This window comes from Pseudomonas sp. M2 (assembly GCF_015751845.1).
Classification (GTDB): domain Bacteria; phylum Pseudomonadota; class Gammaproteobacteria; order Pseudomonadales; family Pseudomonadaceae; genus Aquipseudomonas; species Aquipseudomonas putida_E.
Genome location: NZ_JADOUD010000001.1, coordinates 3,714,904 through 3,738,800 on the forward strand (window position 1 = coordinate 3,714,904; position 23,897 = coordinate 3,738,800).

Sequence of the window (23,897 nt, forward strand, 5' to 3'; positions counted from 1 at the left end):
AGTTAAATGAATAAATGCATTGACTGGATATGCGCTAACGCATAGCTTGTATCTCGAGGCGGACTGAGCCTTTGTTACACAGGAGACAGGACAGTGACGAACGAGCAACAAGTGTTACTGGAGATGCCGCTCTGGCTGGTAATCGTCCTGGCATCGCTGGGCGGCCTCAGCGGCGAAATGTGGCGGGCCGACAAGGCGGGCGCCACCGGTTGGTCGCTGCTGCGGCGGCTGGCGCTGCGCTCCGGCGCCTGTATCGTCTGCGGAGTTTCGACGGTGATGTTGCTGTATGCCAGCGGCCTGTCGATCTGGGCGGCCAGCGCATTTGGTTGCCTGACTGCGGTAGGTGGAGCCGATGTAGCCATGCGCCTTTATGAGTGCTGGGCGATCAGGCGGCTGGGCTTGCGTGGCACCGCGTCGAGCGATGAATGACCAGGAGGATGTGCGTGCGAAAGTTTGAGCATGGGTAGAACAATGCCTGTCCCGATCAGCCCCCTCAAATGCTAGGGTGTCGCTCAGCCTCTTCCAGGAGTTGCCCATGGACCCGATCACCGTTCTCTCCGCCCGGCTGGGCGAACACCTGCGCCGCTTCAGCGCCCAGGTCACCACCGCCGAATCTTGCACCGGCGGCGGCATCGCCGAAGCCATCACCCGCGTACCTGGCAGCTCCGCCTGGTTCGAGGCAGGCTATGTCACCTACTCCAACGCCCAGAAGGCTCGCCAGCTTGGGGTCCCAGAACCGTTGTTCGCCCAAGTCGGTGCAGTCAGCCAGGAGGTGGTCGAAGCCATGGTTCGCGGCGCCCAGGCGGCCAGCGGTGCGCGTTTTGCCGTGGCAGTCAGTGGCGTGGCCGGGCCCGACGGTGGCTCGCCGGCCAAACCGGTCGGTACCGTGTGGCTGGCATGGGCCGATGGCAGTCACGTGAGCAGTGAGCGTCGCCACTTCGACGGCGACCGTGAAGCAGTGCGCCGACAGACGGTGATCGCCGCGTTAGACGGCTTGTTACAGCTTGGTGCCGAGTAAATCGACGACAGGGGTTTGCTCAAACGCTTCCCTGTGGAATAATACTGGCTACTTATACAGGTATTCCGGCCATCAGGGCCAAGTCGAACACGTGAGGATTTCAATGGACGACAACAAGAAGCGCGCCTTGGCTGCGGCCCTGGGTCAGATCGAACGCCAATTCGGCAAAGGCGCGGTCATGCGCATGGGCGATCACGAGCGCACCGGCATTCCGGCCATTTCCACAGGCTCCCTGGGCCTGGACATCGCCCTGGGCATCGGCGGCCTGCCAAAAGGCCGTATCGTCGAGATCTATGGCCCGGAGTCTTCGGGTAAAACCACACTGACCCTGTCGGTCATCGCCGAAGCCCAGAAAAGCGGCGCCACCTGCGCCTTCGTCGACGCCGAGCACGCTCTCGACCCTGAGTACGCCGGCAAGCTGGGTGTCAACGTCGATGACCTGCTGGTTTCGCAGCCGGATACCGGCGAGCAGGCGCTGGAAATCACCGACATGCTGGTGCGTTCCAACGCCGTTGACGTAATCATCGTCGACTCCGTGGCTGCCCTGGTGCCCAAGGCTGAAATCGAAGGCGAGATGGGTGACATGCACGTTGGCCTCCAGGCCCGTCTGATGTCCCAGGCGCTGCGCAAGATCACCGGTAACATCAAGAACGCCAACTGCCTGGTCATCTTCATCAACCAGATCCGTATGAAGATCGGTGTGATGTTCGGTAGCCCGGAAACCACCACCGGTGGTAACGCGCTGAAGTTCTACGCCTCGGTGCGCCTGGACATCCGTCGTACTGGTGCAGTCAAGGAAGGCGACGAAGTCGTCGGCAGCGAAACCCGCGTCAAAATCGTCAAGAACAAGGTCTCGCCGCCGTTCCGTCAGGCTGAGTTCCAGATTCTTTACGGTAAGGGTATCTACCGTAACGGCGAAATCATTGACCTGGGCGTTGCTCAAGGGTTGGTCGAGAAGTCGGGAGCCTGGTATGCCTACCAGGGCAACAAGATCGGCCAAGGCAAGGCTAACGCAGCCAAGTACCTGCAAGAGAACCCGGCCATTGGTGCCGAGATCGAGAAGCAGATTCGCGAGAAGCTGCTCAAGGCGGGTGTTGTTGCCGAAGCGGGCAAGGCTGCTGCAGCCGATGCCAAAGCCGACGACGTGGCTGACGCCGACGCCGGTTATTGATAGCTGCTTGGCCGATCATGTCCGTCGTACTCGACACCCCCGTCGCCGTTCGGCGGACAGCCATGGACCTGCTTGCGCGCCGCGAGCATGGTCGCGTCGAGCTGACGCGCAAACTGCGTCAGCGCGGCGCTACGGATGAGCTGATCGAGCCCGCGCTTGATCGGCTCGCCGAAGAAGGGCTGCTCAGTGAGGCCCGCTACCTTGAAAGCTTCATCAGGTACCGTTCCAATGCCGGCTATGGCCCGGCGCGTATTCGCGAGGAGCTGGGCCAGCGTGGCCTGAACCGTGGCGATATTGACCAGGCACTGCGTGACTGTGGTGTGAACTGGGCAGAGCGGCTACAGGATGCCTGGCAGCGCAAATATGCCGGGCTACGTCCGCATGACCCCCGCAGCCGTGCCCAGCAAACCCGGTTTCTCGCTTACCGTGGGTTTCCCTTGGACATGATCGGCCGCCTGCTCAGCGGCCGAGACTTGGACGACTACTGATCTAACAGCCACATCGCAGGCGCACTCAGCTGACCTTCAACGCCTCCCGCGCCCGCTGCGTGGTATGCATCGGCTGTGGCTTTGCCCAGTTCTCCGACAGGTTGATGAAATCCACCAGCTCACGCAGACGCCCTTGATTACGCCCATTGAAGGCAAAGGTCAGACGGGTCAGATGGTTGTAGTTGCCTACTTCATGCTCTACGCCACTGTCGGCATGTTGATGGTACTTCCCGCTCAGTCGTAAATCGGCAAAGGCTTCCTGAATCTCATGCAGTGCCGCGTCGCTGAGCCGATGGTGCATGCGGATCACAAACTGGTTCTTCAGCCAGCGGCTGGAGTGGTAGTTGCTGTAGAACTGGTTGATTTCCTCCACTGCCTCGTCGGCACTGTGTACCAGGCGCACCAGCTTGAGGTCACTGGGCAGGATGTAGCGGTTTTCTTCCAGTTGCCTGCTGATGAAGTCCAGGCAGTCACGCCAAAAGCTGCCACCTGGTGAGTCCAGCAGGACCACCGGCACCAGTGGGCTCTTGCCAGTCTGAATCAGCGTCAGTACTTCCAGTGCCTCATCGAGCGTGCCGAAACCTCCCGGGCAAAGGACCAGGGCGTCGGCTTCCTTGACGAAGAACAGCTTGCGAATGAAGAAAAAGTGGAAGGGCAGCAGCTTGTCAGTGCCATCCACCGTCGGGTTGGCGTGCTGTTCGAAAGGGAGGGTGATGTTGAAGCCCAGGCTATGATCGCTACCCGCGCCTTCGTGCGCTGCGGCCATGATGCCGCCGCCTGCGCCGGTAATGACCATGAGGTCGGAGCGGGCCAGTGTGGCACCCAGTTCGCGAGCCAAGGCATACATCGGGTGTTCCAGCGGTGTGCGGGCCGAGCCGAAAACAGTGACCTTGCGCCGGCCCTTGTAGCGTTGCAGGCTGCGGAAGGAGTGGTCCAGCTCGCGAAGGGCCTGCAAGGTGATCTTGGCACTCCAGCGATCGGTGTCGTCGTGGGCCATGCGCAAGATGGTCAGCATCATGTCGCGGTACAGTGGCAGGTTGGGGCTGTCCGGTGCGACCAGTTGCAGTTGTTCATCGAGTTTACTCAGGTCGATACCACTGTCCCTGAAGTGATTGAACAGATACTCATTGGGTTGGTAAGGCATTCAACGTCTCCTTCTGCAGCAAAACCTCTGACCGAGCTGATGGCTGGGCTCGGCCGCGACACTACGTGCGTCGCTGGCTGCTCTGGCTCGAGTGTGCGTCCCGAGCATTGCAGTAGGCCTTCAAGGCCCTGATGCAGGTGCGTAATTCATCTTGTCGTTTTTGTGCGCTTCGCTATCAATCTAGACCCTCGCGCCACTTCATGCAGGCACTATCACCAAGGCCACTCGTCGGTACGCGGCCATTGATGGCAAGGGTTTGGTTAACTGGAGAAGCGAAACGTGTCGATGCAGGAGGTGGCGGTATGCATCGCTTGGTCATCGAGGTAGACCGGCAGCTCTATCAGCAGCTGGAACATGCGGCACAGGTTCATCATGTGAGCCTGGAGGCGGAGTGCCTGCGGCGGTTGGCTGCGTTGGAATGCCAGTCACCTTACCTGCAGGCGCTTCTGGCAGAGATGCGCGCCGAGGAAGAGCCGCGGCGCGCGGAGGATGAGCGGGTCAGTTGATTACTTCTTCTTGTTTCCGGCAGTGCAGCTGGCAGCGTCAAAGGCCTGGTCCATGACCGGTTGATTGGTCTTGTAGACGGTGAAGCGATAGACCATCACGGCGCCTTTTGACATCAGGTTGCGGTAACCGCTGTTCCGGCAGACGCTGTCACCTAGCTGGCTGCGCACCTGCTCTGCGTTTTGCTGCATGCGTGCGGCGTGCTCGGCGCGCACGCTCAGGTGGTTCACCAGTGCCTTGCCTTCAACGGTATAACCCTGGTCGAGGATATCTTCGTTGATGGCTCGCGGGGTGCCGACGCTGCTTTCCTTGGCGACCTTTTCCAGCATCTTGTTCAGCTCGAACTCCTGCTTGGAGGCCGCCTGGGCTGCCAGTGGCAGGGTGAGCAACAGGCTCAGGGTCGGGACGATAAGACGCAGCATGAATCTCTCCTGGTTCGGTGACTGGCGCTTCGACATGCGCAGACGGCTGGTGTTCCATGAAACCCGCAGAATCGCGGGCAGGCTCGCGGCCACCAAAACGCTGATTATAAAGGACCAGCCGGTCCAGCTGCACGGCAAATGACGCCCGCTCTGGTAGACTGGCGCTTTGTTTTCATCGAGTTATCGCAGTGTCCAGTCACAACCTGTCCCGAGGCTTGCCAGCATGAGCCATGCGGTAGCGCGCCTGCGCGCCGAACGGCTGGCCCGCAGCATCAAGCCGTTCATTGCTCGTGGTTCACGTGCCGAACGCTGCCCTGACTGTCGGGTTATCGCCACCCATTGCCTGTGTGCCTGGAAGCCCAAGGTGCACGCCGACTCTGGCGTATGCCTGTTGATGCATGATACCGAGCCATTGAAGCCGACCAACACCGGCTGGCTGATCGCCGACCTCATCGAAGATACCTCTGCCTTCGGCTGGTTGCGAACGTCGGTGGACGAACGCTTGTTGACCTTGCTGGCAGACCCACAGTGGCAGCCGTACATCGTCTTCCCTGGCGAATTCGTCGCCCAGGAGCGGGTGGTCAGCGAGGTCGTGCGTGAGCCGGGCAAACGCCCGCTGTTCATCCTGCTGGATGCCACCTGGACCGAAGCCCGCAAGATGTTCCGCAAGAGCCCTTATCTTGACCGCTTCCCGGTGCTGAGCCTGCAAGCTGAGCAGATGTCGCGCTATCGCCTGCGCCGCTCCAAGCGCGATGATCATTTCTGTACTGCGGAAGTTGCTGCCATGTGCCTGGACCTTGCGGGTGACGACCAAGCCTCCCAAGCCTTGGATGCGTATCTGGATGTGTTCAGCCTGCACTACCTCAGTGGCAAGCGTCGCCTGCCTCTGGACGAGCAGGACGCGACCCACCAGCGTTTGCATACCTTCCTATAGTCCAAGGGGCACAAGCCCCACTTTGGTTCATAATGACGGGGCTGGCGGCCAGGATGAAGCGAGGCGGCAGGGCGAGTGGTTTGACCTGCCCGGCCGTGCTCGGCACCTTGGCGCCGATTCCCCGCCGGGCGCTATTCCTCCGCCGCTGCGCCTGGCACAGAACAGGATCCTTAGATCGATGGCCATGTACGAAATCCTGATTGCCGATGACCACCCGCTGTTTCGTAGCGCTCTGCGCCAGGCCGTCACCCTCGGCCTGGGCGCGGATGTGCGCCTGGTCGAGGTGGCGAGCATCGCCGAGCTGGAAAGCCGACTGAGCGAAAAAGCCGACTGGGACCTGGTCCTGCTGGACCTGAACATGCCGGGTGCCTATGGTTTCTCCGGGCTGGTCCTGCTGCGTGGCCAGTACCCTCAGATCCCGGTGGTGATGGTCTCGGCCCAGGAAGAGGCTGCCGTTGTAGTCAAGTCCCGCGAGTTTGGGGCCAGTGGTTTCATTCCAAAGTCCAGTGGGCTGGAAGTGATTCAGGATGCAGTGAGGAAGGTGCTCGATGGCGACGTCTGGTGGCCGCCTCAGGCATTTGAAAGGGTCGATGTCTCGGCCGAGGCCAAAGCCGCCAGCGAAGGCCTGGCCAGCCTCACGCCACAGCAGTTTCGCGTGTTGACCATGGTCTGTGAAGGCTTGCTGAACAAACAGATCGCCTATGAGCTGAATGTATCGGAAGCGACCATCAAGGCCCATGTGACGGCCATTTTCCGCAAGCTGGGTGTGCGCACTCGGACCCAGGCGGCCTTGTTGCTGCAACAACTTGAATCCGTTGCGAGCAGCTAAATGCTTGCCGCTTCACGCTTTTTTGACTCATTTTGAACTAGTCTGCTGGCCTTTCATCGGTGAAGTGACGCACATGTCGCCATTCAAAGGCCAGACCGGCCTCAAACGTATCTTCAACGCCGCCGGCTATTCGCTGGACGGCCTGCGCGCCGCCTTCAAAGGCGAGGCTGCTTTCCGTCAACTGGTACTGCTCAATGTGCTGCTCATCCCGATTGCCTTTTGGCTGCCGGTAAGCCGCGCCGAGCGGGCCATCATGATCGCCGTGTGCCTGCTCGGGCTGATCGTCGAACTGTTCAACTCGGCGGTGGAGGCGGCCATCGACCGCATTTCGCTGGAGCGCCATCCGCTTTCGAAAAACGCCAAAGACATGGGCAGTGCTGCGCAATTCGTAGCACTGACCATGGTGGCGTTGGTCTGGGGCGTTATCCTGCTCTAAGCGATCGGTGGCAAGACGATCTCGTCACTGCGCGTAAACCCTGCGGTGAAGTTGCGGCACAACTCGAGAAACTCGCGCATGGCCGAGGTCTGGTATTTTTGTTTGTGCCAGATGAAGTAGAACTGGCGCATCAGGTCCAGCTCCGGGGTTTCGACCGGCACCAGGCTGCCACGCCGGAAGGCATCGCGCAGGGCCAGGCGCGATATGCAGCCAATACCCAGGCCTGATTCCACGGCACGCTTGATCGCTTCGGTATGCTCCAGCTCCAGGCGTATGTTCAGGTTGGCGCGATGATGCCGCATGGCCTGATCGAATGTCAGGCGGGTGCCGGAGCCTTGCTCGCGAAGAATCCAGGCTTCCTGGGACAGGCTTTCGATATCTGCGCGGCCCACCTTGGCCAGCGGGTGTTGCGGCGCGCAGAACACTACCAGTTCGTCCTCAACCCAAGGCTGTACCTCCAGGTCCGGATGGTTGCAGTCGCCTTCGATCAGACCCAGATCAATTTCGTATTGTGCAACCTGGTGCACGATATGGGCTGTGTTCTGCACGTGCAGCTTGACCTGGCTTTCCGGGTGTACCTGCATGAAGCTACCGATCAGCAAGGTGGCCAGGTAGTTGCCAATGGTCAGTGTGGCGCCGACTGCCAGTGAGCCAAAACCGGACTTGCCGTTGAGCAGGTCTTCGATCTCCTTGGCCTGGTCGAGCAGCGCAACCGCTTGCGGCAGCAGCTGATGCCCCAAGGCGTTGAGGGCCAGACGTTTGCCTGCACGGTCGAACAACTGGCAGCTCGATTGCCGCTCCAGTTCAGTGATGGACGTGCTGGCAGCCGACTGCGACAGGGCCAGCACACTGGCGGCTCGAGAGACGCTCTGGTGCTGGGCCACGGCGACGAATACCTGTAGCTGACGAAGTGTGAATCGCATATCTATATAACCGATAACACATATCTTGATAATTCAGTTAACAGATATTGTCGCTGCCCCTAAACTATCGCGCAACTGTGCGCTGTGCGCGCTGCGTTTTCTTCAGGAGCCCCATCGATGAGCAACATGAACCACGAACGTGTCCTCAGTGTGCATCACTGGAACGACACCCTGTTCAGCTTCAAGTGCACCCGCGACCCGGGCCTGCGCTTCGAGAACGGTCAGTTCGTGATGATCGGCCTGCAGCAGGACAGCGGCCGTCCGCTCATGCGCGCCTACTCCATCGCTTCGCCCAACTGGGAAGAGCACCTGGAATTCTTCAGCATCAAGGTGCCTGACGGCCCGCTGACCTCCCAGCTGCAGCACCTGAAGGAAGGCGACGAGATCATCATCAGCAAGAAGCCTACCGGTACGCTGGTCCTCGACGACCTGAACCCGGGCAAGCACCTGTACCTGCTGAGCACCGGCACTGGCCTGGCGCCGTTCATGAGCGTCATTCAGGACCCGGAAACCTACGAGCGCTTCGAGAAAGTGATCCTGGTGCACGGTGTGCGCTACGTGAACGAAGTGGCCTATCGCGAGTTCATCACCGAACACCTGCCACAGAACGAGTTCTTTGGTGAGGCGGTGCGTGACAAGCTGATCTACTACCCGACCGTTACCCGCGAGCCGTTCGAAAACCAGGGCCGCCTGACTGACCTGATGCGCAGCGGCAAGCTGTTCAGCGATATCGGCCTGCCACCGATCAACCCGCAGGACGACCGCGCCATGATCTGTGGTAGCCCGAGCATGCTCGACGAGACCAGCGAAGTTCTCGACAGCTTCGGCCTGAAGATCTCCCCGCGCATGCGTGAGCCGGGTGACTACCTGATCGAGCGTGCTTTCGTCGAGAAGTAATCGACCGGCAATGAAGGCGCAGGCTTGGCCTGATGCCAGTCAGTTAAGCGTTTTGGGGCCGCTTTGCGGCCCATCGCCGGCAAGCCGGCTCCCACAGGTACAGCGCAGACCTCAAGAACTGTGCGGTCCCGGTAGGAGCCGGCTTGCCGGCGATGGGCTGCGTAGCAGCCCTGACAACGCTAACTGACTGGCATTAAGGTAAGGCCTGCGTTTTTTATGCCTGTGCGACTGAGGTTGCCAGTGCTTTCAGTTTTCCGGCACGACCTCAAGCACGCGAATTACATCCGGCTGCGGGTAGTGCCACCTGACCTGCACATCCCAGAACTTCACCCCATACACCCGCTCTGGCGGCGGCACCTGATAGGCCGGTCGTGGGTCCTGTGCCAGGCACTGTTCGATAAGCTCCACCAGTGGTTCGCCCAGGCGCAGGGCGTGTTCGCGGGCCTGGGGCAGGGCGCTATCGCCCCAGTGCACGGCAATCGCGGCAGGCGCATCGCTGGCCATCAGGTTGCTCGCCCCGGCGATGCTGTCGGCATAGGGAACATACGGCTTGATATCCAGCACCGGCGTGCCATCGAGCAGATCGATGCCGGACAGCAGCAGCCGACCCGGCTCCACAGCCTCCAGGCGTACCACCGACTGGCCGATGCCATTGGGCCGATGGGTCGCTCGCGTAGCGAACACGCCCATGCTTTTGTTGCCGCCCAAGCGTGGTGGGCGCACTTTAAGGCGTGGCTTGTCTTCCAGGGCCTGATGGAACAGGAACAACAGCCACACATGGCTGACCTGCTCCAGGCCCGCCACGGCCTCGCCTTGGTCGAACGGCGGCAGCAACTCAAGTACCCCGCGTGCAGCCGGCGCCAGCTGTGGCTGCCGCGGGATTGCGAACTTCTCCTTGAAACAGGAGCGCACGATGCCGACAGGCGAAACCGTATGTTGCATGGCGAGTCAGCCGCGCACGCGCAGGGTCAGGCCCTTGAGGAAGTTGCGCAGCAACTGGTCGCCGCAAGGCCGATAGTTCTCATGGCCCACCTTGCGGAACAGCGCGCTGAGTTCGGGCTTGGAAACCGGGAAGTTGACCGACTTGAGGATCACATGCAGGTCGTCTTCCTTGAGCTCAAAGGCTACGCGCAGCTTCTTGAGGATGGTGTTGTTGGTCACCGGCAGCTCTACAGGCTGTGGCGGACGGCTATCGTCCTTGCCGCGGCGGTGGAAGACCAGACCGTCGAGAAAGTGCGCCATGACCCGCTCGGGGCAGCGCACAAAACCGGGCTCGTCCTCTTTCTTCAGGTAGGTGGCGAGCACCACCGGATTAACCTCCAGGCCCGAGAGCGCGATGATCTCGGCCATCTTGGCGTCGTTCACCTTGAGCATGTAGCGCAGGCTGCGCAGTACATCGTTGTGGTTCATTGCTGCAAAATCCTGTTCAGATGCCACGCCTGGGCGTGGCGCATCGCTTAGAAACGTTCAGTGCCGGCCAGGTAACGCCAGTTGCCCACAGGCAGCTTGCCCATGGATACACCGCCCAGGCGAATACGGCGCATACTGAGTATTTCCAGGCGCAGGTAGGCGCAGATCTCGGAGATCTGCCCGGGTTGTGGGTTCTTCAGGGCCAGGCGCAGGTGGGTCTCGTTTTGCCAGCTGGCCTTGGCCTTGGGCAGTTCCCGATCATTGCGCGTCGCGCCGCGCGCCAGGCGCTCCAGCGCCTGTGGCGTGGTCTCGCCGCGCACTTCAATGATGTATTCCTGTTCCAGGCGACGCAGGTCGGCCTCGATCTTGCGGGTAACCTTCCAATCCTGGGTGAACACCTGCAGGCCACTGGCACCGCGCTCCAGGGGCGCCGAACAGGTCAGCCGGGTGAAGTGCCCGTGCAGCGGCCGCACGCCTTCGCGATGTGCTTCGCTGAGGCTGGCCATGTTCATGCTGGCGCGGGCCGTATCGATATCGACACCCGCAGGCTGGTTGAGCAGCAGGGTAACCGGGTCAAGCGCCTCGGCATTGGCGCCCGGCAACAGCTCGACAGCCTGGTGTTCGACCTTGAACTGAGGCTGCTCGACTACAACGCCATCGACCGTGACCCAGCCTCCTTCGATATACAGCTCTGCCTCTCGGCGTGAGCAGCCGAGCTGCTCGATGAGGCGTTTGGACAGGCGGACGGGTTCGGACATGGCAGGCAATTCGCAAGGCAGGGAAAGTCTTACATTGTACCTGCCCATTCGCGGTTGATGACGGGAATCTGTGCCGAATGCACCATTTCGGAAGTATTGCACGGCATCCTGCGACAAAGTCCTAGGACGCTGTACGAATCAGCTTCATATGAAGCAATGGATAGGGCTGCCCCAGGCCATCTGTTTCGGAGCGCCCGATCACTTCGAAGCCCTCGTGCAGGTAGAAGCCCAAGGCTTGGGGGTTCTGTTCGTTGACATCCAGGCATTGCGCGTTCAGTTCGCTGATGGCATAGCGCAGCAAGCGCCTGCCCACGCCTCGGCCACGGTATTGGGGTGCTACGAACAGCATGTCCACACGCCCATTGGCGACACCGGCAAAGCCGCAGATGCGCTGACGGTCCTTGCAGCAGACCAGCATGACGGCGTCCAGGTACTTGCGTAGCACATGGTCGCGCAGCAGCAGGATATAAGCGTCTGGCAGAAAGTCGTGGGTCGCGCGCACCGAGTTTTCCCAGACCTGAACCAGTTCCGGGTAATCACGCAGGTGAGGTGTTTGCAGCGTCAATGCCGAATGCATACCGGTGTTCCTCGGTGGTCATTGAGGAAACCATAGATGCAAAAAGCCCCGCCAGTGGGGCGGGGCTCTTTCTACGCACGCAGCCTCAAACAGGCTCGGCCCACATGTCGTACTCGTCGGCATCGACCACCCGGCAACGGACCTTGTCGCCCGGTTTGAAGCCATGGTCGCCATCAATGAACACGCTGCCATCGATCTCAGGTGCATCGAAGAAGCTGCGGCCAACCGAGCCTTGCTCTTCGACTTCGTCGATCAGCACTTCGATTTCCTTGCCGATGCGCAATTGCAGGCGTGCGCTGCTGATGGCCTGCTGGTGGGCCATAAAGCGATCCCAGCGCTCCTGCTTGACGTCATCCGGCACTTCTTCCAGGCCCAGGTCGTTGGCAGGCGCACCTTCGACCGGCGAGTACTGGAAGCAGCCGACACGGTCGAGCTGGGCTTCGGTCAGCCAGTCCAGCAGGTACTGGAAGTCTTCTTCGGTCTCACCCGGGAAACCGACGATGAAGGTCGAGCGGATCACCAGTTCCGGGCACTGTTCGCGCCAGTTCTTGATGCGCGCCAGTGTGCGGTCTTCGAAGGCGGGGCGCTTCATCGACTTGAGCACTTTCGGGCTGGCGTGCTGGAACGGGATGTCCAGGTACGGCAGGATCTTGCCAGCGGCCATCAGCGGGATCACGTCGTCGACGTTCGGGTATGGATAGACGTAGTGCAGCCGCACCCAGGCGCCCAGGCTGCTCAGCGCTTCGCACAGCTCGAGCATGCGGGTCTTGACCGGGCGGCCGTTCCAGAAATCGGTCTTGTACTTGACGTCGACGCCGTAGGCGCTGGTGTCCTGGGAAATCACCAGGATCTCCTTGACGCCGGCCTTGACCAAGCGTTCGGCTTCGCTCAACACTTCGCCGACCGGGCGGCTGACCAGCTTGCCGCGCATCGACGGGATGATGCAGAAGCTGCAGCTATGGTTGCAGCCTTCGGAGATCTTCAGGTAAGCGTAGTGGCGCGGGGTCAGCTTGACGCCCTGCGGTGGTACCAGGTCGATCAGCGGGTTGTGGTCCTGGCGTGGCGGTACCACTTCGTGCACGGCATTGACTACCTGCTCGTACTGCTGCGGGCCAGTGACCGACAGCACGCTGGGGTGCACGTCACGGATGCTGCCTTCCTCGACACCCATGCAGCCGGTGACGATGACCTTGCCGTTTTCCTTGATCGCTTCGCCGATCACTTCCAGCGACTCGGCCTTGGCGCTGTCGATGAAGCCGCAGGTGTTGACCACCACCACGTCGGCATCCTCGTAGGTGGGCACGACTTCATAACCTTCCATACGCAGCTGGGTCAGAATGCGCTCGGAATCTACCAGGGCTTTTGGGCAACCCAGGCTGACGAACCCTACCTTGGGGGTGGCGGGAGTGGTGGACATGACTAACCTCGGTATTGAATACAGGTCGCCCGGCCGGAAACGGCGGCGATCCTGACGGGCGCTTCTGGGCGCTTCTGATCAAAAAGTGCGCAATTCTAGCGAGCGCAAGGTCGCTTGACCAGCACAAATGCGACGAACGCTGCGCTATGCTTCGCGCCGTTGCGTCGGGGCATGTGCGATCCCCTGGCGCGAGGCAGAATTCTACCGGTCTAGATGGCCGTTTGCGGGAGTGGTCGATGGTTCAGGCAAGCAGTCACGCCGAGGGCGGGCAGGGGGCGACGCGGTCGCTGAGCCTGTTGGTGGCAGCTGTTGGGGTGGTCTACGGCGATATCGGTACCAGCCCGTTGTATACCCTCAAGGAAGTCTTCACCGGCGGTTACGGGGTGCCGGTCAATCATGATGGTGTGCTGGGGATCCTGTCGCTGATCCTCTGGTCGCTGCTGTGGGTGGTGTCGTTCAAGTACGTGATGTTCATCCTGCGCGCCGACAACCAGGGTGAGGGCGGTACCATGGCCCTGACCGCGCTGGCGCGGCGGGCCACGGCGGCCTACCCGCGCCTGCGCACGCTGATGGTCATCTGTGGCCTGATCGGCGCCTCGCTGTTCTACGGCGACAGCATGATCACCCCGGCGGTGTCGGTGCTGTCGGCAGTAGAGGGCATGGGCCTGGCATTCGACGGTATCGACCATTGGGTGGTGCCGATTTCGCTGGTGGTGCTGGTGGCGCTGTTCCTGGTGCAAAAGCATGGCACCGAGAAGATCGGCAAGCTGTTCGGCCCGATCATGGTCACCTGGTTCGTGGTGCTGGCGGCGCTGGGGGTGCATGGCATCTCGCAGAGCCCCGAGGTGCTCAAGGCGTTCAACCCGGGCTGGGCGGTGAACTTCTTCATTGTGCACCCGGGCATGGGCGTGGCCATTCTCGGTGCTGTGGTGCTGGCCCTGACCGGTGCCGAGGCGCTGTACGCCGACATGGGCCATTTCGGTCGCAAGCCGATTGCCCGTGCCTGGTTCGCCCTGGTGCTGCCAGCATTGGTGCTCAACTATTTCGGCCAGGGCGCGATGCTGCTGCAAAACCCTGACGCTGCGCGCAACCCGTTCTACCTGCTGGCGCCGGCGTGGGCGTTGCTGCCGCTGGTGGGGCTGGCGACCATGGCCACGGTAATTGCTTCGCAGGCGGTGATCTCGGGTGCTTTCTCCCTGACCCGCCAGGCTATCCAGCTGGGTTATATCCCGCGTATGCATATCCAGCACACCTCCAGCGACGAGCAGGGGCAGATCTACATCGCAGCGGTGAACTGGACGCTGATGGCAGGCGTTGTGCTGCTGGTGATCGGCTTCGAATCATCCGGTGCGCTGGCGGCCGCTTACGGCGTGGCGGTGACCGGCACGATGCTGATGACCACCATCCTGGTGTCGGCGGTGATGCTGTTGTTGTGGAAGTGGCCGCCGGTGCTGGCGGTACCGATTCTGATTGGTTTCCTGCTGGTCGACGGGCTGTTCTTCGCCGCCAACGTGCCGAAGATTGTCCAGGGCGGCGCCTTCCCGTTACTGGCCGGGGGTGTGCTGTTCCTGCTGATGAGCACCTGGAAGCGCGGCAAGCAGATTCTGGTCGAGCGAATTGATGAGGGTGGGCTGCCGTTGCCGGTATTCATCAGCAGCATTCGCGTACAGCCACCGCACCGCGTCGAAGGTACTGCCGTGTTCCTCACTGCGCGGCCGGATGCGGTGCCGCATGCGCTGTTGCACAACATGTTGCATAACCAGGTGCTGCACACCCAGGTGGTACTGCTGACGGTTGTGAGTGAAGACCGGCCACGGGTGCCCGAGCAGGAGCGCTTTGAAGTGGAGGCCTATGGTGATGGCTTCTTCCGGGTGCTGTTGCACTTCGGTTTCATGGATGAGCCGGATGTGCCGGCGGCACTGAAGCTATGCCACCTGGACGGCCTGGACTTCAGCCCCATGCGTACGACTTATTTCCTAAGCCGCGAAACGGTGATCGCGTCGCGTCTTGAGGGGATGTCGCGCTGGCGGGGCAACCTGTTTGCGTTTCTGCTCAAGAACGCCAACGGTAACCTGCGTTTCTTCAACCTGCCGCTCAACCGGGTGATCGAGTTGGGTACACAGGTCGAGATCTGATCAAGGCGAGGGGCCGCAACGCGGCCCCTCGCTACGCCTCAGTTCTGTTCTGCCACGCTGGACTTGCCCTGGCGTATTTCAATTTCATCGATCAAGCGCTTGGCCAGTGCCGGATAGTTCTCGTCGAAGTGATGCCCACCGGGCAGCTTAATGCGCTCGCCCACTGCAGTCTTGTCGGTGCAACCGCTTTCATCGGCCTCTTCCACACCGTATATGCATACCACTTTGGGCGCCGGCAGTTTGGCCATCTCCGGCCCGGTAGGCGCCTCCTGACCTTCCTTGCCCAACCAGCCCTCGACCTCGATCTCAAAGCTGCCACTGCGGGCGAAGGCCAGCAGCATCACCGCATCGATACGTTGCTGGTCCTCGGCAGGCAGGCGGTTGTAGATCGCCGGCAGCACGTCGGCACCGAACGAATAGCCGGTCAGCACAAAACGCTTGGTACCCCATTTCTGACGATAGTGCTGCATCAGTTCCGACAGGTCGGCAGCGCTTTGCTCGGGTGTCTTGTGCTGCCAGTAGTAACGCAGGGTGTCTATGCCGACCACCGGGTAACCAAGCTTGGCCATTTCACCGGCCACATCGCGGTCCAGGTCGCGCCAGCCACCATCGCCTGAGAGGAACAGGGTAACGGTGTCGGTGGTTTGCCCGGCAGGCACTTCCACTACCGGGATTGCCAGCGCGTTGCCATCGTGGCCGACCAAGGCCTGGGTCAGTTGCGCCTTGAGTAGTTGTGGCAGGTGGATGTCGTAGTCGCTGATGCTGGTGTCGGCATTGCGCTGTTCGCGCACGAAGGCGGCGCTGGCGTCATCCGGGTTGTCGTTCCAGGCGACGCTCCAGTGACCATGAGGGGCGGACTTGGGCAAGGCTGCAGCGCAGCTGGGCTGTTCCATGTTGAAATTCACGGAGATGGCGCGGGCCTTGTCGTCATTCTGTGTGGCCAGCCAACGCCAGGCCTGGCTTGCACCAGGGCCGATACCGGCTACCAGGGTCGGTTTTTCGGCCAGAAGGGTCATGGCCTTATCCATCGATTGCTGCTGGTTACTGCAGGCCCCCGGCGGCAGGATGACTTGCGCCAGCTGAGCCTCACCGGCCTGGCTCAAGTCAAGCAACTGTTTATCGGTCAGCGCCTGGTCCTGGGGCACGCCGATGGCCACCCAGGCTTTGGCATGCACGCCCGGGATGACGCGGGTGATGCGGGTGTCATTGACGGTCAGTTGCTCAAGGCGTGCTTCTGGGGCCGGTCGGGCCCCCAACCAGAAGGCAGTGGCCCCAGCCAATGCGGCCAAGAGCAGGGGTATCAGTAGGTACAGCCAGTAGCGTCGGATCATCAACGTTTCACCAATCCAGTCAGGCCGCCCGCAATCAGGGCGGCAGTGTCGGCCAGTGCCACCAGCGGGTCGAGCCCGGCCGGCACGGCCATATAGCGGGGTTCCCAGTCCGGTTGGAACTTGTCCTTGAAGCGGCGTAGCCCCTGGAAGTTGTAAAGCTGTTCGCCGCGACGGAACACCATCGAGCCCAGGCGCTGGGCCAACGGGGCGCCGCGCCGTGGCTGCAAGCCGGAAAGCGGTACCATGCCCAGGCTGAAACGGCCGTAACCATGGCTTTTGTAGTGCAGGATCAGGCCGATCATCATGAATTCCATGGTCAGCTTCGGCGCCTGGGGGTGGGCACGCATCAGATCGAGGCTGGCCAGTTCGTTACTGTGAGTTTCAAGCAGGTTGGCAAACGCCACTGGCCGGCCCTGGTAGCGAATCAGGGCGATGCGAAAATGCTGCAGGTACTCAGGGCTGAAGCGCCCGAGCGAGAAGCCTTTTTCGCGCACGTTCTTGCCGCCGAGCCAGGCATCCGAGATCTCTTTGAGTTCAACCATGGGGGCCTGGCCCGGTTCATGGATCTCCAGGCTCAGGCCATCGCGGCCGCCGCGGTTCCAGGTGTAGCGCAGGTCTTTCATTTCCTTGCCTTTGGCTTCGATGTCGAAGCGGCGCAAGTCGACTCGGGCTTCTTCGCCGAGCTTGAGCGCGGTCAGGCCGATGTCCATGTAGAACGGCAGATTCTCGGCACGCACCTGGTAGAACACCGGGCGGGCGTGGTGCAGGTCGCACAGATCGCGGAATTGCCAGATCATCTCGGCACGTTCCTGGGCCGGGCCGATCGGGTCGTACAGGGCCACCAGGCTGCGGCCCCGGCGCGCGTACATCAAGAAAGCGTTGCCATTGGGGTGGAACAGCAGGGCTTTGTCACCGGTCAACGCCAGGCCGCCGTCAGGTTGGTCGGAAACCTGCAGGATACGGTTGGCGCGCTGTATCTCCTCGTCGTCTGGCAGGTGGATGACTGGCCGGGCAGTGCGCAGCAGCCAGGTCAGGGCCACGACCAGCAACAGTACTGCGCTGCCCATGGCGGCGCGCAGGCCGCGTGGGGCATCGGCGTCAAGGGTGAATTGCCACCACAGCTGATGGCTGTAGGGCACGTCTTGATAGGCAAACAGCAGTAACCACACTGAAGCACCGACCACGCAGGCACTCGCTGCCAGGTACACCGGGGAAAACGGCAGCTCCAGCAGCCTGCTTGGGCGGTAGAACGAACGGCGGAACAACGCGAGCAGGGCAGCGGTGAAGGTCAGCAGGCAGGCCTCTTCCCAGTCGAAGCCTTTGAGCAGCGACAGCAGTGCGCCAACCAGGAGCAGTACGGTAGTCAGTAGCCAGGCGGCAGACAGGCGTCGGCGCAAGCCCTGGGCCAGCAACAGGCACAGCACGCCAATCAGGCTGGCACCGAAATGCGAGGCATCGATGAGGCGGTGCGGTACCAGAAAGCCCATGTGTTCCAGGCGGGTGTCGATTTCCGGTGTTGCGCCGGAGAACAACAGCACCACACCGGAGAGAAACACGAGTATCGCCAGCACCGGTGCAGCCAGCCCGGAGGCGGCCTTGAGCGCCTGCTGCGCAAACAGCAGGCGCCTGGCTTCATTGGCCAGCAGCAGCCCACAGGCCAGCAGCAATGGCAGTACCACATAGATCAAGCGGTACAGCAGCAGTGCGGCGGCCAGTGGCGCGGCGCCGAGCTGATTGGCGAAGGCTGCGAGCAGAATCGCCTCGAACACCCCGACGCCGCCAGGCACATGGCTAAGTACACCGGCTGCAAGTGCCAGCAGGTAGACCAGGACGAATGTGCCAAACGGAGGGGCTTGCGGGAGCAGCAGGTAAAGGACGGTCGCGGCGGCGGCTATATCCAGCGCGGTGATTGCCAGTTGCAGTGCAGCCAGCCGTGCGCCGGGCAGGCGCAGCGTCCGGCGCCCCAGTTGCACCAGCAGGCTGTCTGGTAGCGGCTGCTCTGCCAGGCGTCGGCGATACAGGCCAGTCACCAGGACGGCGGTCAGTGCAAGCACGCCGATAGCGACTGTGGCCAGTACAGGGGTGGGCAGGTGCAGGGCGGTAGCCGCAGCTGGCAAGTTGCTCAACGTGGCCAGTGCCGCCAGAGGGGGCAGGGCGCAGCCCAAAGAAAGGCTGGCAAACACTGTCATGCGCGCGACTTCGGCAGCGCCCAGGCCTTCTCGAGCATACAGGCGATAGCGTACCGAACCGCCCGAGAGCATCGACAAGCCAATGGCGTTACCAATGGCAAATGCGCTGAAACCGCCTAACAGAAGCGTACGCCCAGGCAACTTCACGGCGGCATAACGGCAGGCCGACCATTCATATCCCAGCAGGATCAAGAACCCGATAACCGCAGCGAGTAGCGCGCCGGCCAACGAGCGGGTGGGCACGCTGAGCATCGCATCGTGCAGAGCATGGATATCCAGTTCACTGAGCAAGTGGCGGCAGGCTATCAGTGCCATTGCGAACAGCGCCAAGGTAACTGCCAGGGTGATGGGCTGGCGATAGCGGCTCACCCGCTCCAGCCACGGCAAGCGCTGGGCAGCTATGGGCAGGGTTGAGGCTATGGGTGCCTGGTGTTCTGGGTTACGGTCGGTCATGAGTTACCCCGGGCAAGCAGCGCGAGGTAGGGGGAGGGGGCGGCCAAGTGAAAGTCCCTATGGAAACGTATCCAGATATTACTCCGGGCAACGTGACTTTCAGTCCTTTGGCAGGGTTAAAGATAGTTCATCCAGAAAGCGGCCTCACAAGGCCGGGGCTTGGCTGAATGAATCCAGATTTTCAGGCGGGGAAAAACAACAAACCCCGCGCTGCTGTTACACAGGCGGGGTTTGTTCTGACGAATATGGTTGCGGGAGCCGGATTTGAACCGACGACCTTCGGGTTATGAGCCCGACGAGCTACCAGACTGCTCCATCCCGCGTCAGAGGTGCGCATTCTACAGCTTTGAAGGGGGTGGTCAAGCATTACTTTTGATTGACCAGTAATTAACGCGTTGCCCGCTTTTCGAGGGCAAAAGAAAAAGGCCACTGCGTTAACAGTGGCCTTTTCTCGAATCTGGTTGCGGGAGCCGGATTTGAACCGACGACCTTCGGGTTATGAGCCCGACGAGCTACCAGGCTGCTCCATCCCGCGCCTGTGGAAACGAATTCTACAGTGAAAGCGCGGAGTGTCAAGCGTTACTTATTGATTTTCTTGAGTTTTCAATCGCCGACTATTTTTCAGGCAAAAGAAAAAGGCCACTGCGTTAACAGTGGCCTTTTCTCGAATCTGGTTGCGGGAGCCGGATTTGAACCGACGACCTTCGGGTTATGAGCCCGACGAGCTACCAGGCTGCTCCATCCCGCGCCTGTGAGATCGAATTCTACGGATTTAACCGCCCCTGTCAAGCATTTAGTTAAAAAAACCGTTTTCGTTCAAACCCTTAGCCTTTCAATAAGGCAGGCAGCTCAGGAGCACCGGGGCTTTCAGGCCAATTGTCGCGCGCGCTCCTGCGCCGGCTGTCTCGCTGACAGAGCATGCGGTACTATCTGTATGAATTTACAGTGCTGACGGTCATCCATGTCTTTGCGCAAGATCATTCACATCGACTGCGATTGTTTCTACGCCGCGATCGAGATGCGTGATGACCCGCGCCTGGTCGGCCGCCCCATGGCTGTGGGTGGTTCGCCGGATCATCGAGGGGTGATTGCCACCTGCAATTATGAAGCGCGTGCCTATGGGGTGCGCTCGGCCATGTCCTCCCGCCATGCACTGAAGCTTTGCCCTGACTTGCTGATCGTCAAACCGCGTTTCGAGGCCTACCGCGAAGCATCGCGCGAGATCCACGGCATCTTCCGCGACTACACCGAACTGATCGAGCCATTGTCACTGGATGAGGCCTATCTGGATGTGAGCGACAGCCAATGGTTCGCCGGCAGCGCCACGCGCATCGCCGAAGATATTCGCAGGCGTGTTGCGCGCACCCTGCACATTACTGTCTCGGCTGGGGTGGCGCCCAACAAGTTCCTGGCCAAGATCGCCAGTGACTGGCGCAAGCCCAACGGTCTTTTCGTGATTACGCCTGATCAGGTGGAGGCCTTTGTCGCCGCATTGCCTGTCGCCAGGCTGCATGGTGTCGGAAAGGTTACCGCAGACAAGCTTGCCCGGCTGGGTATCGACACCTGCCTGGACATGCGTGACTGGTCGCGGCTGGCGCTGGTGCGTGAATTCGGCAGTTTCGGTGAACGCCTCTGGGGGTTGGCGCGGGGTATCGATGATCGCGCCGTGCACAACGATAGCCGTAGGCAGTCTGTAAGCGTGGAGAATACGTACGATACGGATCTGCCGGATCTGGCCAGTTGTCTGGAGCGCTTGCCTGAACTGCTGAACAGCCTGAATGAGCGGATCGCTCGTATGGACAGTAGCTATCGGCCGGACAAACCTTTCGTCAAGGTCAAATTCCATGACTTCAGCCAGACCACCCTGGAGCAGGCAGGGGCGGGTAGGGATCTGGACAGCTACCGGCAGTTGCTACGGCAAGCATTCGCCCGGGGTGGCAAGCCGGTGAGATTGCTAGGGGTAGGGGTGAGGTTGCGCGACTTGCGTGGGGCTCACGAGCAATTAGAGTTGTTCGCGGACAAATGAAAGAGGGGCTGCATTGCAGCCCCTCTTTCATTAATGTGCGCCTGGGTCAGCCACCAACCGGCCGGTAGCCTTGGTCAGTGCCTGCAGAAACTCCTGCTGCAGCTCCGGATCGTTGCGGGTCAGCTCGATCAGGCTCTGCTCCATCTCGCTGGCTTCCTCTTCCAGGCCTAGCTCCGATAGGCGCTTGACCCGGTGAACCCACTGGCCGACATCGTCGTCTTCCAGGTCATCGAAAATCAACTCATGGGCTTCACGCAGCTTGTTGCGCAGGGTGGCGCTGACCAGCAGGCTGGCGTCGCCCCGCACTGCGTTGTCTTCATCGACCACTTGCAGGTGCAGGGTGCCGACGTGGTTCAGGTGCTGCTCCGAGAATGGGCTGTCCAGCAGGTTCAGGCGTAGCACGCCGTTTCTGTCGGTGGTCAGCGCGTGGGTCATCTTGCCGGCCTTTACCTCGACCAGGCGTTCGCTCCAGGGCAGGCTGGTGAACTCCTCGCGCTTGTCCTTTTGCAGCTCACTGATCCCTGCCAGGTTCTGCTGGGCGCGACCGTTGGACTGCACGTTCATGAACGGGTTGAGCCCGGCCACGCCATAACTGAGCCAGTCGTGCGTGATGCTCTGCGGCAGGTTGCCCAATGCAAACACGTTGACCACGTTGGCGCCTACGCCGGCCACCACCGCCACCGCGCCCAGCGGGATTTCGTAGACTTCCCGCCAGGGTTGGTAGGGCGTATACCGGTCATAGCGGCGGGTAACTTCGAACTCGGTGACCTCGAAGCGCCTCTGTTCATTGACGCGTACACGTCGCTGCGGAAGCTCCATCACCTTGGGCTCGCCGACATCAATCTGCAGTGTGTGTTCGAGCAGCTTGCGCTCGACGCGCTCTTCGTGCTCGCTGCGCTGGGACATCTGGTTGGCGCAGCCGCTGAGGAGCAGGGCGCCGCACAGTGCGGCGCCCCCCAGGGTAAAGGTACTTCGCTTGGACATGATCACTCGTGCATTGATTATCAGCGGCGAACGCGGGCCTGCAGGAAGGTCAGCACTTCATTGAGTGGCAGCGCTTGAGCATCCTGTTCGGTGCGGTGCTTGTATTCCAGGTTGCCGTCGGCCAGGCCGCGGTCGCTGACGACGATGCGGTGCGGAATACCGATCAGCTCCATATCGGCGAACTTGATGCCTGGGCTGGTCTTCTTGTCACGGTCGTCCAGCAGCACTTCGAAGCCTGCGGCCGTCAGTTCGGCGTAGAGCTTGTCGGTGGCCTCGCGAACCACGTCGGTTTCGTAGCGCAGCGGTACCAGGGCGATCTGGAACGGGGCCAGGGCGTCATTCCAGATGATGCCTTTGTCGTCATAACTCTGCTCGATGGCGGCGGCGACCACGCGGGATACGCCAATGCCGTAGCAACCCATGGACAGCACCACTGGCTTGCCGTTCTCGCCCAGTACCTGGCACTTGAGTGCCTCGCTGTACTTGGTGCCGAGCTGGAAGATGTGGCCGACTTCGATGCCGCGCTTGATCACCAGGGTACCTTGGCCATCCGGGCTCGGGTCGCCCTCGACGACGTTACGCAGGTCGGCAACCTGTGGGACCGGCAGGTCGCGTTCCCAGTTGACGCCGAAGTAGTGCTTGTCATCGATGTTCGCACCGATGCCGAAGTCGCTCATCAGGGCAACCGAGCGGTCGATGATGCATTCCAGCGGCAGGTTCAGCGGGCCGAGGGAGCCGGCGCCGGCACCAATGGCTTCGCGCAGCTCGGCATCGGTGGCCATGACCAGCGGGTCGGCGACCTGTTCCAGCTTGGCGGCCTTGATCTCGTTGAGCTCGTGGTCGCCGCGGACGATCAGGGCGACCAGCTTGCCTTCCTCGGCACCGCGCACGATCAGGGTCTTGACGGTCTTTTCGATCGGCAGGCCGAAGTTCTCGACCAGTTGGGCGATGGTCTTGGCGTCCGGGGTATCGACCAGGCGCAGTTCTTCGGTTGGGGCCGGGCGCGCGGTTTCGCGGGGGATGGCTTCGGCCTTCTCGATGTTGGCGGCATAATCGGAGCTGTCGCTGAAGATCACGTCGTCTTCGCCAGACTCGGCCAATACGTGGAATTCATGCGAGTAGCTGCCGCCGATGGAGCCGGTGTCGGCCTGCACTGGGCGGAAGTCCAGGCCCAGGCGGGTGAAGATGTTGCTGTACGCCTGGTGCATGCGGTCGTAGGTTTCCTGCAGGGAAGCCTGGTCGGCATGGAAGGAATAGGCGTCCTTCATGATGAATTCGCGGCCGCGCATCAGGCCGAAACGTGGGCGGATCTCATCACGGAATTTGGTCTGGATCTGGTACATGTTGAGCGGCAGCTGTTTATAGCTGGACAGCTCATTGCGGGCCAGGTCGGTGATGACCTCTTCGTGGGTCGGGCCGACGCAGAAGTCGCGCTGGTGGCGGTCTTTCAGGCGCAGCAGCTCAGGGCCGTACTGTTCCCAGCGGCCGGACTCCTGCCACAGCTCGGCGGGCTGGATGCTGGGCATCAGCACTTCCAGGGCGCCGGCGGCGTTCATTTCCTCGCGCACCACGGCTTCGACCTTGCGCATTACCCGCAAGCCCATCGGCAGCCAGGTGTACAGGCCGGAAGCCAGCTTGCGGATCATGCCGGCACGCAGCATGAGCTGATGGCTGATGACCACTGCGTCGGCAGGGGTTTCTTTCTGGGTGGCGAGCAAATATTGACTGGTGCGCATGGTTAGCCGTGTCGATTGCCTAAGACATTGAAATGACCCCGCATTGTACGGGGGCGAAACGAAGGCGTACAGGATGCCCCAGGGCGTGGCAAATGTCAGCCAAGAAAAAGCCCGG

The 23,897-nt window shown here is 61.3% G+C and carries 24 protein-coding genes and 3 tRNA genes; 12 read left to right on the forward strand and 15 right to left on the reverse strand.

Going from position 1 to position 23,897, the window contains the following annotated elements:
• Positions 1–93 precede the first annotated feature (93 nt).
• The 4 genes from IWW33_RS17190 (at position 94) to recX (ending at position 2,677) form a co-directional block, all read left to right on the forward strand.
• Positions 94–429: a phage holin family protein gene (locus tag IWW33_RS17190; RefSeq protein ID WP_115274050.1), complete on the forward strand. Its 336-nt coding sequence runs from the start codon at positions 94–96 to the stop codon at positions 427–429.
• Positions 430–535: 106 nt separating this feature from the next.
• On the forward strand, positions 536–1,018 hold the full coding sequence (locus IWW33_RS17195) for a nicotinamide-nucleotide amidohydrolase family protein (protein WP_174142338.1): 483 nt from the start codon (positions 536–538) through the stop codon (positions 1,016–1,018).
• A 103-nt stretch (positions 1,019–1,121) separates the two neighbouring features.
• Positions 1,122–2,189: a recombinase RecA gene (recA, locus tag IWW33_RS17200; protein WP_046788327.1), complete on the forward strand. Its 1,068-nt coding sequence runs from the start codon at positions 1,122–1,124 to the stop codon at positions 2,187–2,189.
• Positions 2,190–2,206: 17 nt separating this feature from the next.
• Complete coding sequence (gene recX / locus IWW33_RS17205; RefSeq protein ID WP_046788328.1) at positions 2,207–2,677, forward strand: recombination regulator RecX; 471 nt, start codon at positions 2,207–2,209, stop codon at positions 2,675–2,677.
• Between the two features lie 25 nt (positions 2,678–2,702).
• Here recX and IWW33_RS17210 read toward each other — a convergent pair whose 3' ends face one another.
• Complete coding sequence (locus IWW33_RS17210) at positions 2,703–3,821, reverse strand: LOG family protein (RefSeq protein ID WP_115274051.1); 1,119 nt, start codon at positions 3,819–3,821, stop codon at positions 2,703–2,705.
• 302 nt (positions 3,822–4,123) lie between these two features.
• Here IWW33_RS17210 and IWW33_RS17215 point away from each other — a divergent pair, with 302 nt between their 5' ends.
• The gene (locus tag IWW33_RS17215; protein WP_046787958.1) at positions 4,124–4,327 is read left to right on the forward strand and encodes a hypothetical protein; all 204 of its coding nucleotides are present in this window, start codon (positions 4,124–4,126) and stop codon (positions 4,325–4,327) included.
• Here IWW33_RS17215 and IWW33_RS17220 read toward each other — a convergent pair whose 3' ends face one another.
• Entirely contained in the window at positions 4,328–4,747 is a 420-nt protein-coding gene (locus IWW33_RS17220; RefSeq protein WP_012315846.1) for a quorum-sensing-regulated virulence factor family protein, read from the reverse strand. It abuts the gene before it with no gap.
• On the opposite strand from IWW33_RS17220, the gene IWW33_RS17225 reads away from it, so the two are divergent.
• From IWW33_RS17225 to IWW33_RS17240, 4 genes are all read left to right on the forward strand, one after another.
• The gene (locus tag IWW33_RS17225) at positions 4,746–4,889 is read left to right on the forward strand and encodes a hypothetical protein (protein WP_158621143.1); all 144 of its coding nucleotides are present in this window, start codon (positions 4,746–4,748) and stop codon (positions 4,887–4,889) included. The two genes, IWW33_RS17220 and IWW33_RS17225, sit on opposite strands and share 2 nt — an antisense overlap.
• An 81-nt stretch (positions 4,890–4,970) precedes the next feature.
• Positions 4,971–5,681 (forward strand): tRNA-uridine aminocarboxypropyltransferase, encoded by a 711-nt coding sequence (locus IWW33_RS17230; protein ID WP_115274052.1) that lies wholly within the window; start codon positions 4,971–4,973, stop codon positions 5,679–5,681.
• Between the two features lie 178 nt (positions 5,682–5,859).
• Positions 5,860–6,510, forward strand: a complete 651-nt coding sequence (gene erdR / locus IWW33_RS17235; RefSeq protein ID WP_012315844.1) for a response regulator transcription factor ErdR — start codon at positions 5,860–5,862, stop codon at positions 6,508–6,510.
• Between the two features lie 73 nt (positions 6,511–6,583).
• Positions 6,584–6,946: a diacylglycerol kinase gene (locus tag IWW33_RS17240; protein WP_046787960.1), complete on the forward strand. Its 363-nt coding sequence runs from the start codon at positions 6,584–6,586 to the stop codon at positions 6,944–6,946.
• On the opposite strand, the gene finR is transcribed toward IWW33_RS17240, so the two are convergent.
• Entirely contained in the window at positions 6,943–7,869 is a 927-nt protein-coding gene (gene finR, locus IWW33_RS17245) for a LysR family transcriptional regulator FinR (RefSeq protein ID WP_046787961.1), read from the reverse strand. The two genes, IWW33_RS17240 and finR, sit on opposite strands and share 4 nt — an antisense overlap.
• A 117-nt stretch (positions 7,870–7,986) precedes the next feature.
• Between finR and fpr the strand changes: the two genes are divergently transcribed.
• Positions 7,987–8,766 carry a ferredoxin-NADP reductase gene (gene fpr, locus IWW33_RS17250; RefSeq protein ID WP_012315841.1) on the forward strand — a complete coding sequence of 260 codons (780 nt, stop codon included), beginning with the start codon at positions 7,987–7,989 and terminating at the stop codon, positions 8,764–8,766.
• Positions 8,767–9,012: 246 nt separating this feature from the next.
• Here the strand turns inward: fpr and tsaA are convergent, their stop codons facing one another.
• The 5 genes from tsaA to rimO all read right to left on the reverse strand — a co-directional run bounded on the left by tsaA (position 9,013) and on the right by rimO (position 12,928).
• On the reverse strand, positions 9,013–9,708 hold the full coding sequence (gene tsaA / locus IWW33_RS17255; protein WP_046787962.1) for a tRNA (N6-threonylcarbamoyladenosine(37)-N6)-methyltransferase TrmO: 696 nt from the start codon (positions 9,706–9,708) through the stop codon (positions 9,013–9,015).
• A 6-nt stretch (positions 9,709–9,714) separates the two neighbouring features.
• Positions 9,715–10,176, reverse strand: a complete 462-nt coding sequence (locus IWW33_RS17260; protein ID WP_115274053.1) for a DUF1456 family protein — start codon at positions 10,174–10,176, stop codon at positions 9,715–9,717.
• Between the two features lie 47 nt (positions 10,177–10,223).
• Entirely contained in the window at positions 10,224–10,934 is a 711-nt protein-coding gene (locus IWW33_RS17265; RefSeq protein ID WP_046787964.1) for an rRNA pseudouridine synthase, read from the reverse strand.
• A 121-nt stretch (positions 10,935–11,055) separates the two neighbouring features.
• Positions 11,056–11,511, reverse strand: a complete 456-nt coding sequence (locus IWW33_RS17270; RefSeq protein ID WP_174142337.1) for a GNAT family N-acetyltransferase — start codon at positions 11,509–11,511, stop codon at positions 11,056–11,058.
• A gap of 85 nt (positions 11,512–11,596) precedes the next feature.
• A complete protein-coding gene (gene rimO, locus IWW33_RS17275) occupies positions 11,597–12,928 on the reverse strand; it encodes a 30S ribosomal protein S12 methylthiotransferase RimO (protein ID WP_046787966.1) in 1,332 nt (443 codons plus the stop codon).
• 236 nt (positions 12,929–13,164) lie between these two features.
• Here rimO and IWW33_RS17280 point away from each other — a divergent pair, with 236 nt between their 5' ends.
• The gene (locus IWW33_RS17280; RefSeq protein WP_174142336.1) at positions 13,165–15,063 is read left to right on the forward strand and encodes a potassium transporter Kup; all 1,899 of its coding nucleotides are present in this window, start codon (positions 13,165–13,167) and stop codon (positions 15,061–15,063) included.
• A 38-nt stretch (positions 15,064–15,101) separates the two neighbouring features.
• Here IWW33_RS17280 and IWW33_RS17285 read toward each other — a convergent pair whose 3' ends face one another.
• From IWW33_RS17285 to IWW33_RS17305, 5 genes are all read right to left on the reverse strand, one after another.
• Entirely contained in the window at positions 15,102–16,394 is a 1,293-nt protein-coding gene (locus IWW33_RS17285; protein ID WP_174142335.1) for a virulence factor family protein, read from the reverse strand.
• Positions 16,394–19,036, reverse strand: coding sequence for a bifunctional lysylphosphatidylglycerol flippase/synthetase MprF (gene mprF, locus IWW33_RS17290; RefSeq protein WP_174142334.1), 2,643 nt, complete (start codon positions 19,034–19,036; stop codon positions 16,394–16,396). The genes IWW33_RS17285 and mprF overlap by 1 nt, the downstream gene beginning before the upstream one ends.
• Positions 19,037–19,282: 246 nt before the next feature.
• Positions 19,283–19,359: transfer RNA gene (locus IWW33_RS17295), tRNA-Met, on the reverse strand.
• Between the two features lie 135 nt (positions 19,360–19,494).
• Positions 19,495–19,571 (reverse strand) — tRNA-Met (locus IWW33_RS17300).
• A gap of 136 nt (positions 19,572–19,707) precedes the next feature.
• A tRNA-Met gene (locus IWW33_RS17305) sits at positions 19,708–19,784 on the reverse strand.
• A 219-nt stretch (positions 19,785–20,003) separates the two neighbouring features.
• Here IWW33_RS17305 and dinB point away from each other — a divergent pair.
• Positions 20,004–21,062 (forward strand): DNA polymerase IV, encoded by a 1,059-nt coding sequence (dinB, locus tag IWW33_RS17310; RefSeq protein WP_174142345.1) that lies wholly within the window; start codon positions 20,004–20,006, stop codon positions 21,060–21,062.
• Between the two features lie 30 nt (positions 21,063–21,092).
• On the opposite strand, the gene IWW33_RS17315 is transcribed toward dinB, so the two are convergent.
• A complete protein-coding gene (locus IWW33_RS17315) occupies positions 21,093–22,046 on the reverse strand; it encodes a hypothetical protein (protein ID WP_115274059.1) in 954 nt (317 codons plus the stop codon).
• A gap of 20 nt (positions 22,047–22,066) precedes the next feature.
• The gene (locus IWW33_RS17320; protein ID WP_046787972.1) at positions 22,067–23,782 is read right to left on the reverse strand and encodes a proline--tRNA ligase; all 1,716 of its coding nucleotides are present in this window, start codon (positions 23,780–23,782) and stop codon (positions 22,067–22,069) included.
• Positions 23,783–23,897 lie beyond the last annotated feature (115 nt).

Bases quoted from the DNA above. Each gene is read 5' to 3' on its own strand.
- IWW33_RS17195 (WP_174142338.1), top strand. From the start codon at position 536: ATGGACCCGATCACCGTTCTCTCCGCCCGGCTGGGCGAACACCTGCGC.
- recA (WP_046788327.1), top strand. From the start codon at position 1,122: ATGGACGACAACAAGAAGCGCGCCTTGGCTGCGGCCCTGGGTCAGATC.
- recX (WP_046788328.1), top strand. From the start codon at position 2,207: ATGTCCGTCGTACTCGACACCCCCGTCGCCGTTCGGCGGACAGCCATG.
- IWW33_RS17210 (WP_115274051.1), bottom strand. From the start codon at position 3,821: ATGCCTTACCAACCCAATGAGTATCTGTTCAATCACTTCAGGGACAGT.
- IWW33_RS17215 (WP_046787958.1), top strand. From the start codon at position 4,124: ATGCATCGCTTGGTCATCGAGGTAGACCGGCAGCTCTATCAGCAGCTG.
- IWW33_RS17225 (WP_158621143.1), top strand. From the start codon at position 4,746: ATGAATCTCTCCTGGTTCGGTGACTGGCGCTTCGACATGCGCAGACGG.
- IWW33_RS17220 (WP_012315846.1), bottom strand. From the start codon at position 4,747: ATGCTGCGTCTTATCGTCCCGACCCTGAGCCTGTTGCTCACCCTGCCA.
- IWW33_RS17230 (WP_115274052.1), top strand. From the start codon at position 4,971: ATGAGCCATGCGGTAGCGCGCCTGCGCGCCGAACGGCTGGCCCGCAGC.
- erdR (WP_012315844.1), top strand. From the start codon at position 5,860: ATGGCCATGTACGAAATCCTGATTGCCGATGACCACCCGCTGTTTCGT.
- IWW33_RS17240 (WP_046787960.1), top strand. From the start codon at position 6,584: ATGTCGCCATTCAAAGGCCAGACCGGCCTCAAACGTATCTTCAACGCC.
- finR (WP_046787961.1), bottom strand. From the start codon at position 7,869: ATGCGATTCACACTTCGTCAGCTACAGGTATTCGTCGCCGTGGCCCAG.
- fpr (WP_012315841.1), top strand. From the start codon at position 7,987: ATGAGCAACATGAACCACGAACGTGTCCTCAGTGTGCATCACTGGAAC.
- tsaA (WP_046787962.1), bottom strand. From the start codon at position 9,708: ATGCAACATACGGTTTCGCCTGTCGGCATCGTGCGCTCCTGTTTCAAG.
- IWW33_RS17260 (WP_115274053.1), bottom strand. From the start codon at position 10,176: ATGAACCACAACGATGTACTGCGCAGCCTGCGCTACATGCTCAAGGTG.
- IWW33_RS17265 (WP_046787964.1), bottom strand. From the start codon at position 10,934: ATGTCCGAACCCGTCCGCCTGTCCAAACGCCTCATCGAGCAGCTCGGC.
- IWW33_RS17270 (WP_174142337.1), bottom strand. From the start codon at position 11,511: ATGCATTCGGCATTGACGCTGCAAACACCTCACCTGCGTGATTACCCG.
- rimO (WP_046787966.1), bottom strand. From the start codon at position 12,928: ATGTCCACCACTCCCGCCACCCCCAAGGTAGGGTTCGTCAGCCTGGGT.
- IWW33_RS17280 (WP_174142336.1), top strand. From the start codon at position 13,165: ATGGTTCAGGCAAGCAGTCACGCCGAGGGCGGGCAGGGGGCGACGCGG.
- IWW33_RS17285 (WP_174142335.1), bottom strand. From the start codon at position 16,394: ATGATCCGACGCTACTGGCTGTACCTACTGATACCCCTGCTCTTGGCC.
- mprF (WP_174142334.1), bottom strand. From the start codon at position 19,036: ATGACCGACCGTAACCCAGAACACCAGGCACCCATAGCCTCAACCCTG.
- IWW33_RS17315 (WP_115274059.1), bottom strand. From the start codon at position 22,046: ATGTCCAAGCGAAGTACCTTTACCCTGGGGGGCGCCGCACTGTGCGGC.
- IWW33_RS17320 (WP_046787972.1), bottom strand. From the start codon at position 23,782: ATGCGCACCAGTCAATATTTGCTCGCCACCCAGAAAGAAACCCCTGCC.